Genomic DNA, 16221 nt, shown 5'->3' on the forward strand with positions numbered 1-16221 from the left:
TGCCAAGTGCACCGCTGATTAGCTACGTTCGGATGGGATAACCGCTGAAAGCATCTAAGCGGGAAGCTCGCTTCAAGATGAGATTTCCATACACCATTGCGTGTGAGAGGCCCCCAGCCAGACCACTGGGTTGATAGGCCGGATGTGGAAGCGAGGACTAACGACTCGTGAAGCTGACCGGTACTAATAGGCCGATAACTTACACCACACACCACCGCGTGAACGGCATTCAAAAGACGTTCACACCCCGCGGTGGTAAAAAGATAACAAGACTGCTTGCGTCCACTATGTGGTTCCCGAACAACAAACCAAACCGGTTCGTTGTTGCAGGGAACAACACAACTGAATAACAACACCACAAGTTGTAACCACAGATTTCCCACCCCCTAACCGGGTGGGGCAAGGGTTACGGCGGTCATAGCGTGGGGGAAACGCCCGGTCCCATTCCGAACCCGGAAGCTAAGACCCACAGCGCCGATGGTACTGCACCCGGGAGGGTGTGGGAGAGTAGGTCACCGCCGGACATAAATTACCAGTAGGGCCCTGACAAACGACGTCAGGGCCCTACTGCTTTAACCACACCACCACCCCCGGCGAGCACCAGCAAAGCCGGCACCACACCTCATGCCAGCCCCCGGCCGAAACCCTCTCTCACTTTCTGCACGTTTCTGGCGGACGCTCCTTCACCCTCAGCGTCGGAATTGCCTTCCGCCCAGGTTGCCCCAGCTGCCGACCGGCCACCTTCCGCGCCGCAGAATGTGCGAGAGCGTTGGGCTGGGAGCTGCCTTAACTGCGAGAGCGTTGGGCTGGGAGCTGCGTTAAGTGGGAGAGGGTGTGAACATTGCCACGATGCGCTTCCAGGCGAGAGCTCTGTCCTGTCCGGCGGGGCGATTCCACTAGAATTGATGCAGATGTACGGACTTCGAAGCGCTTGATTTCGGGTTGCGTAGGAAAACGAAACACGGATACGAGCGGCTGCAGTTGCGCCAGTGGTCGGCTCACAACAGGAGGAATCCACATGGCTGAGCACAACGGCGGCAACCGCGGCGGACAGGACCGCGGCGGGTTCCGCGGCAACAACAATTCCGGCGGTGACCCCCGCGGATTCCGTTCCCGGACCACCCGGGACAACAACGATTCCCCGGGCCGGCCAGCCGGCGGCGGAGAGCGCAAGCCTTACGGTGACCGGGACAAGAAGCCTTTTGGTGACCGTCCGCGCCGTGACGGCGAGGGCGACCGTCGCAGTTTTGGCGGCGGAGAGCGCAAGCCTTACGGTGACCGGGACAAGAAGCCTTTTGGTGACCGTCCGCGTCGTGAGGGTGAGGGCGAGCGCCGTAGCTTTGGAGCCGGTGACCGTGACCGCAAACCCTCCGGGGACCGTCCGCGCCGCGATGGCGAGGGAGAACGCCGGGGTTTCTCCGGTGGTGAGCGCAAACCGTTCGGTGACCGTGACCGCAAGCCTTACGGTGACCGGGACAAGAAGCCTTTTGGTGACCGTCCGCGTCGTGAGGGTGAGGGTGAGCGCCGTAGCTTTGGAGCCGGTGACCGTGACCGCAAGCCTTACGGTGACCGCGACCGCAAACCCTTTGGTGATCGCGAAAACCGCTCCTTTGGTGACCGTCCGCGCCGTGACGGTGAGGGCGACCGCCGGAGTTTTGGCGGGGGAGAGAACCGGAAGCCTTTCGGCGACCGGAGTGACCGTCCGGGCCGCGGCGACCGCCAGGACCGTGCGCCCCGGAGCTTTGACCGCGACGCCGGACCCCGGAGCTTTGACCGCGACGCCGGACCCCGCACCTTTGGCCGGGACCGCCAGGAAGAGCGTCCTGCCCGCGTTCCCAACCTGCGCGACCTCCGAAGCGCCAACCGTCCGGATCGCGAACGGTCTCCCCAGATTGACGACGATGTTACCGGGAAAGAGCTGGACCGGGCCACGCAGCACCAGATCAAGACTCTCGAGGCCGCCAGCGCGGAGTGGGTTGCCCGCCACCTGGTGATGGCCGGCCGCTTGATTGACGACGAGCCGGAACTGGCGTTCCAGCACGCCCTTGCTGCCAGCCGGCGCGGTGGAAGGCTCGCTGCTGTCCGCGAAGCTGTTGGACTTACGGCCTATGCTGCCGGCCACTACGGCGAGGCGCTTCGGGAATTCCGGACCTACCGCCGGATCAGCGGCTCCAACGTACATCTGCCGGTGATGGCTGACTGCGAACGCGGCCTCGGGCGTCCGGACCGTGCGCTGGACGTAGTACGGTCCGAGGAAGCCCAGGACCTCGACGCTCCCGGCAAGGCCGAGCTCGCCATCGTGGCTGCCGGCGCGCGTACCGACCTCGGCCAGCTCGACGCCGCCGTGGCCGAACTGGAGATCCCGCAGCTGGACATCAACCGTGCGTTCTCCTACAGCCCCCGCCTCTTCCGCGCTTACGCGGACGCACTCGCCGCAGTGGGCCGTACCGCCGAGGCGGAGAAGTGGCAGAAGCAGGCGGTGGTGGCGGAGAACGCCCTCGGCCTGGGCGTTGACGAAGAACCCGACATTATCGACCTGGGCTGGGACGAGCAGGAGGAAGCCCGCGAGGAAGCAGAACGCCGGCGCTTGCTGGACCGCGCCTCTTCCGCTTCGGCTTCAGCTGCTCCCGCTGACACGCGTGCAACAACCGGCGCAGCCGCAATATCTGAAGCCGTCCCAGAAGAGGCATCCGGAGCAGGCCACGCCGTCGACGCCAGCATCGATGACGAGGAACCGGACTACTTCGTTTCCGACGACGCCGAATCTGACGAGGACTCGGTCGAAACCGATGAACTGGACCACGACGGAGAGGAACTGCCCGCCGGCAACGCTCCTGAAGATCAGCAGGATCACCAGGATCGCCGGGAAGACTAAAGGCCAATGACAGAAGCGACTCTGATTTCCCGGTTCGATGCACTGCTCGCAGACCTGGACGGCGTGGTCTATGCAGGACCGCACGCCATCCCGGATGCGGTGGAATCTCTCCAGCAGCTGGCGGGCTTGGGAGTAAGCCTGGGCTATGTGACGAACAACGCCTCGCGCCGTCCTGCCGATGTCGCAGCGCATCTCCGGGAGCTCGGTGCGCCCGCTGATGACGACCAGGTGGTGAGCTCATCCCAGGCTGCTGCCGAGTTGCTGGCCTCTGAGCTGCCCCCAGGTTCCAAGGTGCTTATCACGGGAAGCCCTGCCCTGGCACACGAAATCGACCTGGTTGGCCTGGTTCCCGTGTATGGCCAGGAGGAGGACCCTGTGGCGGTGGTCCAGGGCTTCAACCCGGCCATCGGCTGGAAGGAACTCGCTGAGGCAGCCTACGTGGTATCTGCCGGCGCGATCTGGGTGGCCACCAACACTGACATGACCGTGCCGCAGGCCCGCGGCATCGCACCCGGAAACGGCACCCTTGTCGCTGCTGTCACCGCTGCCACAGGCCAAACACCCCGCGTCGCCGGCAAACCTGAGGCGCCGCTTTTCCACTCCGCCGCAAAGCGGCTTGCCGCTGAGCGTCCCCTGGTGGTCGGCGACAGGCTGGACACCGATATCCTGGGCGGCAACAACGCAGGTTTCGCCACCGTGGCGGTCCTTACCGGCGTCGACACCCGGCAGACCATCCTGGCCGCCCGCTCTGCTGAACGCCCTAAATACATCATCAGTTCCCTGGCCGGCCTGCACCGCCCGTACCCGGCAGTCACGGAAGCCGACGGTACCTACACCTGTGGCGGGACATCCGCACGTGTGGCAAACGGCGCCGTCGGCATCATTGGCGCCCAGGACAACCTCGATTCGTGGCGTGCGGCGTGCGCCGCGTGGTGGGCAGCGACACCGGACGCTTCGACGCCCCAGGCGCCGAAGCTTGTGTGGATGGATCACTAGGCTGGTTGCATGACTGTGCTGAGCCAACCCGACCATCCAACAGCAGCCCAGCCCTCCCCGGACTGGCCGCAAGCCGGCCAGGCCGAGGTGGCGGACCCTCTGGTCCAACAGTCCCTCGGCCGCCTATACGCTCTGCGCCGGACACCGGTGGCGGAGCATGAAGCGGTTTACAGCGAACTCCATGATGAACTGCGCGCCGCCCTGGACGCCGATCCGGCGGAGCACCACCGCGCCCGGATCAGGAATTCGGACGGCGCCTGATGCCGCTGCGCCTTGACCAGGCGTTGGTTGCGCGCGGCCTTGCCCGGTCCCGCACCCATGCCGCCATGCTGATAGCTGAAGGAAAAGTAAGCTCGTCGGGCCAAGTGCTCGGCAAGGCATCACTCCAGGTTCCCGAGGACAAAGACCTCGTGGTCCGGCACGACGGGCAGGACAGCTACGTGAGCCGCGCCGGGCACAAACTGGCAGGGGCCCTCGATGCCTTTCCCGAAGTTTCTCCCGCCGGGAAAAGGTGCCTTGACGCCGGCGCCTCCACCGGCGGCTTCACTGATGTGCTGCTCCGGCGCGGCGCCTCGCGGGTGGTGGCGGTCGACGTCGGGCATGGCCAGCTGGTCCCTCAGCTGCGGGACGATCCGCGCGTGGAAGTCCACGAGGGACTCAACGTCCGCTACATGAAGCCGCAGGACATAGGCGGCGCGGCTTCGCTGACCGTGGCTGACCTGTCCTTTATTTCCCTGACCCTGGTAGTGCAGCCGCTGGCGGATTGCACCGAGCCGGGCGGTGACCTGGTGCTGATGGTGAAGCCGCAATTCGAGATCGGCAAGGACCGCCTGGGCCGCACCGGGGTAGTCACCTCTGAACGGGAACGCCGGATGGCGGTGGGGAAAGTGGCCCGGGCAGCGCAGGAGGCGGGACTGGAGCTCGCCGGCCTTGCCCAGAGCCCGCTGCCCGGCCAGGACGGAAACGTTGAATACTTCCTGTGGATAAAGCGCAGGATCAACCAAGAGTTGCCTAAGATCGAAGAGCGAGACGCAGCCACCGCTGCCTTGCTCGGACGTATCTGGCACAACCACTAGAAAGCGGAACCTGATGAGCAGGCGTGTACTGGTCCTCGCCCACACCGGCCGTGAGGAATCTTTGAAGGCCGCCTGGGAGGCCTGCGCCCAGCTTCACGCCTCGGGCATAGTCCCGGTCATGCAGGAATCAGAGCTGGATGACATGGAAAGGTTCTTCGGACACCTCGCCCAGCCCGTGGAGGTGCTCCACGACCACGTCCAGCTCCCCGACGTTGAACTGGTGATGGTCCTCGGCGGGGACGGAACGATCCTGCGCGCGGCCGAACTGGTCCGGGAAGTGGACGTGCCGCTGCTCGGCGTCAACCTCGGCCACGTGGGCTTCCTCGCCGAAAGCGAACGGGCGGACCTGGCCCAAACCGTCGAATGGATCGCCAGCCGCGAATACACGGTGGAAGAGCGCATGACCATTGACGTCCAGGTGTGGGTCCGGGGACAGAAGATCTGGCACACCTGGGCCTTGAATGAGGCCGCAATCGAGAAGGCCAACCGCGAACGCATGCTCGAGGTGGTTACCGAGGTGGACCAGCGTCCGCTCACCTCCTTCGGCTGTGACGGCATCGTTGTGGCCACTCCCACGGGATCAACGGCCTACGCATTTTCAGCGGGCGGTCCTGTGGTGTGGCCGGAGGTGGAGGCACTCGTCATTGTCCCCATCAGCGCGCACGCACTCTTTGCCAAGCCGCTGGTGGTCTCGCCCCGCTCACGCCTCGCTGTCGAAGTCCTCGGCCGCACAGATGCCCAGGGCGTCCTCTGGTGTGACGGCCGGCGCTCCGTGGATCTGCCGCCGGGCGCCCGGGTGGAAGTGACGAAGTCAGCAACTCCTGTGCGGCTGGCGCGGACCCATCAGACCCCGTTCTCGGCGCGGCTGGTGCGGAAGTTCGAACTGCCCATCCACGGCTGGCGGGGACCTGTTCCCAAAGCCGAATCCATCCACACGGGCCCCATTCCCATCGTCCGGACACCCCGGCCCATGCCGCCGCTCCAGGTGGCCGGCAGCGGGCAGCCGGACGCCGATCCCGATCCCTCAACCGCAAAGTGAACCATGCTTGAAGAACTGAGAATCCGCGATCTGGGCGTCATTACTGACGCAACTCTGCCGCTGGGCCCCGGGCTCAGCGTGGTCACCGGCGAAACCGGTGCCGGAAAAACCATGGTGGTCACCGCCGTCGGCCTTCTCCTGGGAGCCCGAGCGGACGCCGGCGCCGTCCGCAGCGGTGCCAAGAGCGCAACTGCAGAGGCCGTGATTAAGCTCGATTCCGGCCACCCCGCCATTGCGCGCGCCCTCGACGCAGGTGCCGAAGCGGAAGAGTTCGACGGCGGCGCTGAGCTGATCCTCGCGCGCCGGCTTGGCTCAGATGGCCGCAGCCGTGCTTTCCTGGGCGGGCGTGCCGCACCGGTGGGTGTCCTCGCCGAGATCGGCGAAACGCTTGTTGTGGTCCACGGCCAGTCGGACCAGATCCGGCTCAAAGGCGCGGCAGCGCAGCGCGGGGCGCTGGATAAGTTCGCGGGCGAATCGTTGGCCGGTCCGCTGGGCGCCTACCAGGACCTTTACAGCCACTGGAAGTCAATCCAGGCAGAGCTGGACTCGCTCCGCAGCGCCGCCCGGGACCGGCTCCGGGAAGCCGAGTCCCTGGAGGCGGCACTGGCTGAGATTGACGACGTGGACCCGCAGCCGGGGGAGGACGAACTCCTCAAAGCAGAGGCAGTCAAGCTCGCCAACGTCGAGGAACTGCGGATTGCGGCGAGCACCGCCCACCAGGCCCTGATCGCCGAGGACTTTGGCGAAGCAGGCGACGCAACAACCTTGGTGGATGCCGCCAAACGCACCCTGGAGCACGTGGCTGAGCACGATGCCGAGCTCGGTTCCGCAGCAGCCCGGCTGGCTGAGGTGGGGTTCCTGCTGAACGATATCGCCACCGAACTGGCCAGCTACCAAGCCGGGCTGGACAGCGAAGGACCTGAACGGCTCGCCGAGATCGAGGACCGGCGCGCCGTCCTGGCCAAGCTGATCCGCAAGTACGCGCCCTCCGTCGACGAAGTCCTCAAATGGGCTAACAATGCCCGGGTGCGCTTCGAAGAGCTGCAGGACGATTCAACCCGGATCGAATCTTTGGACGCCGAGGTAACCAGGGCCGGGGCGGACCTGCAGAAGCAGGCGGCGGCCATCACTAAAATCAGGACCAAAGCGGCCAAGGAGCTTTCATCCCTCGTCAGCGCTGAACTGAAGGCCCTGGCCATGGCCGATGCCACATTGGTGATCAACCTTGAGGGCACCGGCCAGCCGGGACCGCATGGCGCGGACGAAATCAGTTTCCTGCTGCAGCCGCACTCTGGAGCTCCCGCCAGGCCGCTGGGCAAGGGGGCGTCCGGCGGTGAGCTGTCGCGCGTCATGCTGGCCATCGAGGTGGTGCTGGCCGCCGTCGACCCGGTTCCCACGTTTGTCTTCGACGAAGTGGACGCCGGAGTGGGCGGACGGGCCGCCGTCGAGATCGGCCGCCGTCTGGCCATGCTGGCACGCCACGTGCAGGTGCTGGTGGTCACCCACCTGCCGCAGGTGGCCGCCTTCGCGGATCAGCACATTACCGTCACCAAAACCTCCGTGAGGGGAGCGGACGGCAAGACAGCCACCGGTTTCACCTCAAGTGATGTCCGACTCCTCGACGGCCCGGAACGGGTGCGCGAACTGGCCCGGATGCTGGCCGGCCAGGAGGACTCGGAGTCAGCGCAGGCACATGCGCAGGAGCTGCTGGACGACGCCAAACTGCTGCCACAGCAGGCCTGACCCGTCGCCGGCCACGGACGGCCGGCCCGGTGGGCCCCTTGCCTGCCGTAACTCGGGAGCCGCAGCATGGATCATTTGGGGAACAATTACCGGACCCGTGGAAGGCTCATTTGATGATAGGCTCGAATTCCGTGGTGCAGCGATCAAATTCCCGTGTAAATTCCCGGTTCCCGGGCTCGTCCAAGACGACCAAACACATCTTCGTAACCGGTGGTGTGGCGTCCTCGCTCGGTAAGGGACTGACGGCATCAAGCCTCGGTCATCTGCTGCGGGCACGCGGCCTGTCTGTAACTATGCAGAAGCTCGATCCCTACCTGAACGTGGATCCGGGCACGATGAACCCCTTCCAGCACGGCGAAGTCTTCGTCACTGACGACGGCGCCGAGACCGACCTGGACATCGGACACTACGAGCGCTTCCTCGACGAAAACCTCGAGGGCTCGGCCAACGTAACCACCGGTCAGGTGTACTCCACCGTCATCGCGAAGGAACGCCGCGGTGAGTACCTCGGCGACACCGTACAGGTCATTCCGCACATCACCGATGAGATCAAGCGCCGCATGCGCCTTCCCGCCGAAGGCAAGAACGCCCCGGACGTCATTATCACCGAAATCGGCGGGACCGTTGGCGACATCGAGTCCCAGCCGTTCCTCGAATCGGCCCGCCAGGTCCGCCAGGACATCGGCCGCACCAACGTTTTCTTCCTGCACGTGTCCCTGGTGCCGTACATTGGGCCCTCCCAGGAACTGAAGACCAAGCCCACCCAGCATTCCGTGGCGGCGCTGCGCTCCATCGGCATTCAGCCCGAAGCGATCGTTATCCGCTCAGACCGCGAAGTGCCGGACGCCATGCGCGAAAAAATCGGCCGGATGTGCGACGTCGACATCGACGCCGTGGTGAACGCCGCAGATGCCCCCAGCATCTACGACATCCCCAAGACCCTGCACAGCCAGGGCCTGGATTCGTACATTGTGCGTGCCCTGGACCTGCCGTTCAAGGACGTCGACTGGACCAGTTGGGACAAGCTGCTTGAGGCCGTCCACAACCCCAAGCACCACGTTGAAATCGCACTGGTGGGCAAGTACATCGACCTCCCGGACGCCTACCTGTCCGTCACTGAGGCACTGCGCGCCGGCGGCTTCGCCAATGATGCCAAGGTCAAGATCCGCTGGGTCCCCTCCGACGAGTGTGAAACCCGTGAAGGTGCCATCCAGGCCCTGGACGGGGTCAACGCCATCTGCGTCCCTGGCGGCTTCGGCATCCGCGGCCTGGAGGGCAAGCTCGGCGCCCTCAAGTTTGCCCGCGAAACCAAGCTTCCCGTGCTGGGACTCTGCCTGGGCCTGCAGTGCATGGTCATCGAGTACGCCCGCAACGTTGTGGGGCTGGAGGGGGCTTCCTCCAGCGAGTTCGAGCCGGACTCCAAGTACCCCGTCATCGCCACGATGGAAGAGCAGCTGGAGTTTGTTGAAGGCGGCGGCGACCTCGGCGGCACCATGCGCCTGGGCCTCTACGAAGCCAAGCTTGATGCCGGCTCGGTGATCGCCGGGACATACGGCAAGACCACCGTCAGCGAACGCCACCGCCACCGCTACGAGGTGAACAACAAGTACCGTGAGCAGATCGCAGCCGAGGGGCTCGTCTTCTCCGGCACGTCGCCGGACGGCAAGCTGGTGGAGTTCGTCGAGCTCCCCGCCGACGTCCACCCGTACTACGTGGCCACCCAGGCGCACCCTGAGCTGAGCTCGCGCCCCACGCGTCCGCACCCGCTGTTTGCCGGGCTTGTGAAGGCAGCCCTGGACCACCAGGAGGGCGCCGACACGGCCGCCGGCCTTGGTGCTGTTGCTCCGGAGGCCGAGCAGTCCGGTACGGTAGCCGCTAAGTAGTTCCCGCACGACAAAAGGACGGCGCGATGCCCGGTACACCTGAAGCCACCCATGTAGTCCAGGTTTCGGATGCACCGAGCCCGCGCCGTCTTTTGTCTACGGAAAAGGTTTACGAAGGCCGGATCTGGGACGTGGTCAGTGACACCTTCCTGCTGCAGGAAACGGGTGAGGCCCTCACCCGGGACTACATTGAACACCCCGGCGCCGTGGCCGTCCTGCCCATGAACGACGACGGCGAGATCCTCCTTCTGAAGCAGTACCGGCACCCGGTGGGTATGGACCTCTGGGAGATTCCCGCCGGGCTGCTTGACATCGAAGGTGAGGACTTCGTGGTGGGCGCCGCCCGCGAGCTCGCCGAAGAGGCAGATCTCGCTGCCGGCACCTGGAATGTCCTGGCCGACTTCTTCAACTCACCCGGTTCCTCGAGCGAGGCCATTCGAATTTACCTGGCCCGAAACCTCACCTACGTCCCGGACCATGAGCGCCATTTGCGTACGGACGAGGAAGCCGAGATCGAGTTTCACTGGATCGCCCTTGACGACGCCGTGCAGTCCGTTCTGGCCGGCCGGCTCCACAACCCGTCCGCCGTCGTCGGGATTCTCGCCGCTGCAGCGGCCCGCGCTGAGGGATATGCCACTCTCCGCCCCGCGGACGCGCCCTGGCCCGCGCACCCCAGCCAGCGCTGATGGTCCCTGGTCCCTCTGCTGAGCTGGCTCCTGCTGCACCGGTTCAGGAAGCTCCCGGACACGTCAGTGACGCCGCGCGGCCAGTTGCCCCGCCATCGGCCATTGACCGCGGCATCACGGACTACCTGCAGCACATGGGCGTTGAACGGGGCGTTGCAGCCAACACGCTGGCGGCCTACCGCAGGGACTTGGCCCGGTACTCCCGGCACCTGGCCGCAGCCGGCTGCAGCCGCCCCGACGACATCACCCGCCACCATGTGACAGGCTTCGTGCGCGCCCTCACGGACGGGTCCGACGGCGGGTCCGCCCTCGGCGTGCGCTCCGCCGCCAGGACAGTGGTGGCCGTCAGGGGGCTGCACAAGTATTGGGCCCTGGAAGGGTTCACCACCACGGACCCCGCCAGTGATGTACACCCGCCTATGCCCGGGAAGCGCTTGCCAAAAGCCATCAGCGTGGACGAGGTCACCAGGATCCTGGAGGCGGCCGGAACCGACACTGCCACCGGGCTCCGCGACCGCGCACTCTTGGAATTCCTGTACTCCACCGGCGCCCGCATCAGCGAGGCGGTGGGGCTGGACGTGGATGACATCTCCCTGCAGGAGCCGGAGACGGGGCCGGCCATCGTACGGCTGTTCGGAAAAGGCTCCAAGGAACGGCTGGTACCGCTGGGTTCCTACGGCGCCCGTGCCCTCGATTCCTACCTGGTCCGCGGCCGCCCGCTGCTGGCCGCGAAGGGAAAGGGAACGCCGGCGTTGTTCCTTAACGCCCGCGGCGGCCGCATCAGCCGCCAGAGTGCCTGGACCATCCTGAAGGCTGCCGCGGAGAAGGCCAACATCACCAGGGACGTCTCACCGCACACCCTCCGGCACTCCTTCGCCACACACCTGCTCGAAGGCGGCGCGGACGTGCGCGTGGTCCAGGAGCTGCTGGGGCACGCGTCCGTGACCACAACCCAGGTCTACACACTGGTCACCGCGGACACCCTGCGTGAGATTTACGCCGCAGCACACCCGCGGGCACTGGGCTGATCGTGGCTGCTGCCGCAGTAGCACTGTGTTTCCTGCTCCGCGAGGTGGACGGCGCCTCCCAAGTCCTGCTGGGGATGAAAAAGACCGGCTTCGGGCGTGGAAAGATCGTCGGCATCGGCGGCCATGTGGAAGCGGGGGAAACTGATGCGGAAGCAGCCATCCGGGAGGTTCGGGAGGAAGCCGACGTGGGAATCCTTCCCGGTGACCTGAGGGACGCCGGCATCGTGCGCTTCGTGTTTCCTGCCAAACCCGAGTGGGACATGGACACGCGGCTGTTCACCTCCGTCCGCTGGGAAGGCGAGCCCACCGAGAGCGATGAGATTGCTCCGGCCTGGTTCGACACCGCTGCCCTGCCGGTGGACCGGATGTGGCAGGACGCCGGCCACTGGCTGCCGGTGGTTCTCGAAGGCGGCAGGGTGAACATCGTGGTCACCATGGACAACGACAACGAAGCCGTCGCCTCCTCGGAAAGCCTCCTCTTTTAAGGCAATGAGCAACATACCGCGGCCCGGCCACCGGGAGGTGACCGGGCCGCCGTCGTACCTTGGCCGATGAGGCGCCTAAGGCAGGTGCCGCTCCTCGGGCCCCACGTATTCGCTCAGCGGCCGGATCAGGGAGTTGGCCTCCAGCTGCTCCATGATGTGCGCGGTCCACCCGGTAATGCGGCTGGCCACAAACAGGGGAGTGAAGGTGGGGGTATCGAAGCCCATGAGGTGGTAGGTGGGGCCGGCCGGATAATCGAGATTTGGCTTGATGCCCTTCGCCTCGTCCATGGCTGACTCCAGCCCGTTGTAGAGCCCCAGCAGCTCAGGGCGGCCGTAGTGGGCGATCATTTTGTCCAGGGCGGCCTTCATGGTGGGAACCCGTGAGTCACCATGCTTGTAGACGCGGTGACCGAAGCCCATGACTTTCTTTTTCTGGGCCAGCGCGTCTTCCATCCATGCCTTGGCGCGGGCCGCCGCTTCCTCCAGGGATTCCTGCGGCCGGATGCCGATCTCGTCGAAGGTGTGCATCACGGCCTCGTTGGCGCCGCCGTGCAATGGCCCCTTTAAAGCACCGATGGCTCCCGTCACCGCCGAGTGCAGATCCGCGAGCGTGGAGGTGATCACCCTGGCTGTGAAGGTCGAGGCATTGAAGGAGTGCTCGGCGTAGAGGATCATTGAGACGTTGAAGGCCTCCACCACCTCCGGCACCTGTTCCTCGCCGAAGGTCATCCACAGGAAATTCGCCGAATAGCCGAGGTCTTCACGGGGTTCGATGAGACCGTGCCCGTGGCGGCGGCGCTGGTCGTAGGCCACCACCGCCGGCATGGCCGAGAACAGGTCGATGGCTTTGGCCATGTTGGCCTCGCGGGAGGAGTCCTCAGCGAGGGGATGCCGGGCCCCCATCACCGAGGCGGCGGTCCGGCAGACATCCATCGGATGGGAGCTCTCTGGCAGCGCGTCGATAACCTGCTTGACCACCGGGTCCAGGTCGCGGCCCGCCCGCTCCCGGGCAGTGAACTCTGCCAGATGCTGCCGGTCGGGCAGCTCACCATTCCACAGCAGGTAGGCCACTTCCTCGAAGCTGCACCTTGCGGCAAGCTCCTGGACCGGGTACCCCCTGTAGAGCAGGGAATTGGTGTCCGGGTTGACCTTTGAGACGGACGTGTAATCCACCACGACGCCGGCAAGACCTTTTTTGATGTCCTCTTCAGCCATGCTGAAACTCCTTCGTTCCTGTCGCCTGTTGTGCCGGACCGGGCCGGCGTGGCTTTCCCTACTCCCCGGGGACCCGGAAATTGAATACTCCGCTGTCGAAGCGGTTATAGCCTTCGTAGTCAACGAGATCGTATAAGCGTGCGCGGGTCAGCATGCTGCCCACCTGCGCTTCCTGCGTGCCCTCAGCCTTGATCGATTCCAGCGTACGCTCGGCGGCGCCCATGGCACTACGGAGAAGCGTTACCGGATAGATGACCATGTTCACGCCGGCACGTTGAAGCTGCTCCGTGGTGAACAGGTCGCTTTTGCCGAACTCGGTCATGTTGGCAAGGATCGGCACGTTCACGGCTTCCCGGATGGCCCGGAACTCGCCAAGGTCCTTCATGGCCTCGGGGAAGATGGCGTCCGCTCCCGCTTCCACGAGGGCCCGGGCGCGGTCCTGCGCGGCCTCGAGCCCGTCCACGGCGCGGATGTCGGTTCGCGCCATGATGAGGAAGTTCGGGTCGCGGCGGGCGTCCGCGGCGGCGCGGATGCGTTTGGTTGCCGTCTCCAGGTCCACAACGTTTTTGCCGTCCAGGTGGCCGCAGCGCTTGGGGTTGAACTGGTCCTCGATGTGAAGCCCGGCCAAACCTGCGTTCTCAAGTTCCTGCACCGTCCGTGCCACGTTTATTGGTTCACCAAAGCCGGTGTCGGCGTCCACGATTGCGGGCAGGTCCGTCATGCGGGCGATTTGCCCGGCGCGGGTGGCCACTTCCGTGAGGGTGGTCAGGCCGATGTCGGGCAGGCCCAAATCATTGGCCAGGACGGCCCCGGAGATGTAGACGCCGTCAAAGCCCTTTTCCTCGATCAACCGGGCTGACAGCGGGTTGAATGCCCCGGGGAACTGGGCGATGGTCCCGGCGGCCAGGAGTTCGCGGAACCGGAGCCGCTTCTGCTCGGGGGTGACCTTGGAGTACAGCATCAGAAGAGTCCTTTGGGGGAGGCGGCGGGATCGATGACGCCGGGCGCCGCGGTGATGTTCAGCTGGTCCAGCTCGCCGGCAGCGAGCTCCGGCAGGCGTTCGACGGCGGCAAGGAACCGATCGATCTCCGCTTCCTCCACGAGGCCGGCGGCGAGGGTGCGGAACTTGTTGACGTACTGAGAACGGTCGAAGGGACGGGCGCCGAGCGGGTGGGCGTCGGCAACGGCGATCTCATCCTTGAGGACGGTCCCGTCTGCGAGGGTGATTTCCACGGAGCCGCCGAAGGCCTTCTCTGAGATGTCCAGTGAGTGGTACCGGCGGGTCCACTCGGGGTCTTCCTCGGTGCTGACCTTTTGCCACAGGTCTACAGTGTCCGGGCGGGCAGCACGGGCGGGGGAGTAGGAGTCCAGGTGGTGCCAGGCGCCGTCCTGCAGGGCGACAGTGAAGATGTAGGGGATGGAGTGGTCAAGGGTTTCCCGTGAAGCGGTGGGGCTGTACTTCTGCGGATCGTTGGCCCCGGACCCGATGACGTTGTGGGTGTGGTGGCTGGTGCGGATCAGCACCGACTTCACGTTGGCGGGATCCGTAGCCTCAGGGTGCTTCCGGTTCAGCTTCCGCGCCAGGTCAATCCAGGCCTGCGCCTGGTACTCAGCGGAGTGTTCTTTGGTGTAGGTGTCCAGGATGGCCCGCTTGGCCTCGCCGGCTTCGGGCAGTGGTACCTGGTAGGAGGCGTCGGGGCCGTCCAGCAGCCAGGCGATCACCCCGTCCTCGCCTTCGTAAATGGGAACCGGGGAAGTCTGTCCGCGCATCGCCCGGTCTGCCGCTTCCACTGCCATCTTGCCGGCGAAGGCCGGGGCGTGGGCCTTCCACGTGGAGATCTCACCCTTGCGGGACTGCCGCGTGGCGGTGGTGGTGTGCAGGGCCTGTCCCACGGACTGGAAGATGGTTTCGACGTCGAGCCCCAGCAATGTTCCGATCCCCGCCGCGGCGGAAGGGCCCAAATGGGCAACATGGTCGATCTTGTGCTTGTGCAGGCAGATTGCCTTCACCAGGTTCACCTGGATTTCATATCCTGTGGCGATGGCACGCACCAGGTCCCGGCCGCTGGACCCTACATGCTGGCCCACGGCGAGGATCGGCGGAATGTTGTCCCCGGGGTGGGAGTAATCCGCCGCCAGGAACGTGTCATGGTAGTCCAGCTCACGCACCGCCACCCCATTGGCCCACGCCGCCCACTCAGGGGAGACGCGCTCGCCGATCCCAAAGACATGTGAGCCCTTTCCGCCGGAGCTGGGGCCGTGGGTGAGTGCCTGCGCCCGGGCTGCAATGATCGGTGCCCGGTTGAGCGAGGCGACTGCCACCGAAGCATTGTCAATAACGCGGTTGATCACCATGTCCGTGACGTCGGCGGGCACCTTTACGGGATCGGCTGCAACCTTCGCGATTTTGTACGCAAGCTGGTCCTCGCGCGGCAGGTTTTCTTCGCTTTTGTAAACGCGGACGTGGTGTTCCTTGACCATGGTGCTCCTTAGCGGGATGGGTGGGTGGCTTTGATGTGGCACAGGCTGCGGTGGAGGTGGAGGGTGGTGGCTGCCTGGGCCAGGCGCGGGTCCCGGGCCGCAATGGCCTCGGCGATGGTGGCATGCTCCGCCGCTGCTGCTGTGAGCCGGGAAGCGTCATCGGCAGCAAGGCGTCGGATGCGGACCAGATGGACCCGAAGGCTGCGCATGGCCTGGGCAAGGTAGGAATTGGAGATTGCGGAATCAACGGCGGTGTCCAGCCGGCCCACCAGCAGGTAATAGTCCTCCAGGGCGGGGGCAGCCCCGGTAAGGAGCGACGGTGCTGCCCGGAAGCCGGCTTCGAGCTCCCGGAACGTTTCCGGATCGCCCCGTTCGGCGGCGAGGGCGGCTGCCTTGCCTTCCAGCGTCTCCCGGAGTTCGAACAGTTCGTCAATATCCTCCAGCGAAATATCTGTGACGACGACGCCGCGGCCGCCCGCCGCCGTCGTCAGTCCTTCTGCGGTCAGGCGCCCCAGCGCCTCCCGGAGTGGCGTGCGTGAGACGCCCAGGCGTTCTGCCTGCTCCACTTCGGCAAGCAGGGCGCCTGGCTGGAGGCGCCACTGGACGATGTCATCCCGCAGCGCGGCGTAGGCGCGGTCGCTTGCTCGCACTGGTTTCCCTTCGCTGGTGGAAGGCCAGTGTATACAGGAGGGCCTGCCTTTTGCACCGTTCCCC

Annotated in this window: 13 protein-coding genes, 2 rRNA genes and 1 pseudogene; 12 read left to right on the plus strand and 4 right to left on the minus strand. The window is 65.4% G+C overall.

The features are described 5' to 3' along the window. The 12 genes from AC5RTE_RS00005 to AC5RTE_RS00060 form a co-directional block, all read left to right on the plus strand. Window positions 1-208, plus strand: a 23S ribosomal RNA gene (locus AC5RTE_RS00005); the annotation flags it as partial. A 199-nt stretch (window positions 209-407) separates the two neighbouring features. After that, a 5S ribosomal RNA gene (rrf, locus tag AC5RTE_RS00010) occupies window positions 408-524 on the plus strand. Between the two features lie 494 nt (window positions 525-1018). After that, window positions 1019-2875 carry a tetratricopeptide repeat protein gene (locus tag AC5RTE_RS00015; RefSeq protein WP_494039379.1) on the plus strand — a complete coding sequence of 619 codons (1857 nt, stop codon included), beginning with the start codon at window positions 1019-1021 and terminating at the stop codon, window positions 2873-2875. Window positions 2876-2881: 6 nt separating this feature from the next. Continuing rightward, window positions 2882-3871, plus strand: coding sequence for an HAD-IIA family hydrolase (locus tag AC5RTE_RS00020; RefSeq protein WP_494039380.1), 990 nt, complete (start codon window positions 2882-2884; stop codon window positions 3869-3871). Between the two features lie 9 nt (window positions 3872-3880). Further along, window positions 3881-4132: a hypothetical protein gene (locus AC5RTE_RS00025; protein WP_494039381.1), complete on the plus strand. Its 252-nt coding sequence runs from the start codon at window positions 3881-3883 to the stop codon at window positions 4130-4132. Continuing rightward, window positions 4132-4947, plus strand: coding sequence for a TlyA family RNA methyltransferase (locus tag AC5RTE_RS00030; RefSeq protein ID WP_494039382.1), 816 nt, complete (start codon window positions 4132-4134; stop codon window positions 4945-4947). The genes AC5RTE_RS00025 and AC5RTE_RS00030 overlap by 1 nt, the downstream gene beginning before the upstream one ends. Window positions 4948-4960: 13 nt before the next feature. After that, window positions 4961-5986: an NAD kinase gene (locus tag AC5RTE_RS00035; protein ID WP_494039383.1), complete on the plus strand. Its 1026-nt coding sequence runs from the start codon at window positions 4961-4963 to the stop codon at window positions 5984-5986. Window positions 5987-5989: 3 nt separating this feature from the next. After that, window positions 5990-7729 carry a DNA repair protein RecN gene (gene recN / locus AC5RTE_RS00040; protein WP_494039384.1) on the plus strand — a complete coding sequence of 580 codons (1740 nt, stop codon included), beginning with the start codon at window positions 5990-5992 and terminating at the stop codon, window positions 7727-7729. Window positions 7730-7842: 113 nt separating this feature from the next. Continuing rightward, window positions 7843-9612, plus strand: a complete 1770-nt coding sequence (gene pyrG / locus AC5RTE_RS00045) for a CTP synthase (protein ID WP_494039385.1) — start codon at window positions 7843-7845, stop codon at window positions 9610-9612. 26 nt (window positions 9613-9638) lie between these two features. After that, entirely contained in the window at window positions 9639-10298 is a 660-nt protein-coding gene (locus AC5RTE_RS00050) for an NUDIX domain-containing protein (RefSeq protein ID WP_494039386.1), read from the plus strand. Then, the gene (gene xerD, locus AC5RTE_RS00055) at window positions 10298-11326 is read left to right on the plus strand and encodes a site-specific tyrosine recombinase XerD (protein ID WP_494039387.1); all 1029 of its coding nucleotides are present in this window, start codon (window positions 10298-10300) and stop codon (window positions 11324-11326) included. Before AC5RTE_RS00050 ends, xerD begins: the two co-directional genes overlap by 1 nt. 2 nt (window positions 11327-11328) lie before the next feature. Next, window positions 11329-11811: an 8-oxo-dGTP diphosphatase gene (locus tag AC5RTE_RS00060; RefSeq protein WP_494039388.1), complete on the plus strand. Its 483-nt coding sequence runs from the start codon at window positions 11329-11331 to the stop codon at window positions 11809-11811. A gap of 75 nt (window positions 11812-11886) precedes the next feature. Here AC5RTE_RS00060 and AC5RTE_RS00065 read toward each other — a convergent pair whose 3' ends face one another. From AC5RTE_RS00065 to AC5RTE_RS00080, 4 genes and pseudogenes are all read right to left on the minus strand, one after another. Then, window positions 11887-13026, minus strand: coding sequence for a bifunctional 2-methylcitrate synthase/citrate synthase (locus tag AC5RTE_RS00065; RefSeq protein ID WP_494039389.1), 1140 nt, complete (start codon window positions 13024-13026; stop codon window positions 11887-11889). Window positions 13027-13084: 58 nt separating this feature from the next. Beyond that, on the minus strand, window positions 13085-13987 hold the full coding sequence (gene prpB / locus AC5RTE_RS00070; protein ID WP_494039390.1) for a methylisocitrate lyase: 903 nt from the start codon (window positions 13985-13987) through the stop codon (window positions 13085-13087). Further along, on the minus strand, window positions 13987-15507 hold the full coding sequence (locus AC5RTE_RS00075; protein WP_494039391.1) for an MmgE/PrpD family protein: 1521 nt from the start codon (window positions 15505-15507) through the stop codon (window positions 13987-13989). Before AC5RTE_RS00075 ends, prpB begins: the two co-directional genes overlap by 1 nt. Next, window positions 15503-16157: pseudogene (locus AC5RTE_RS00080) on the minus strand (GntR family transcriptional regulator); the annotation flags it as partial. The gene AC5RTE_RS00075 and the pseudogene AC5RTE_RS00080, both read right to left, overlap by 5 nt. Between the last annotated feature and the right edge of the window lie 64 nt (window positions 16158-16221).

It is taken from the genome of Arthrobacter sp. K41, assembly GCF_059089645.1.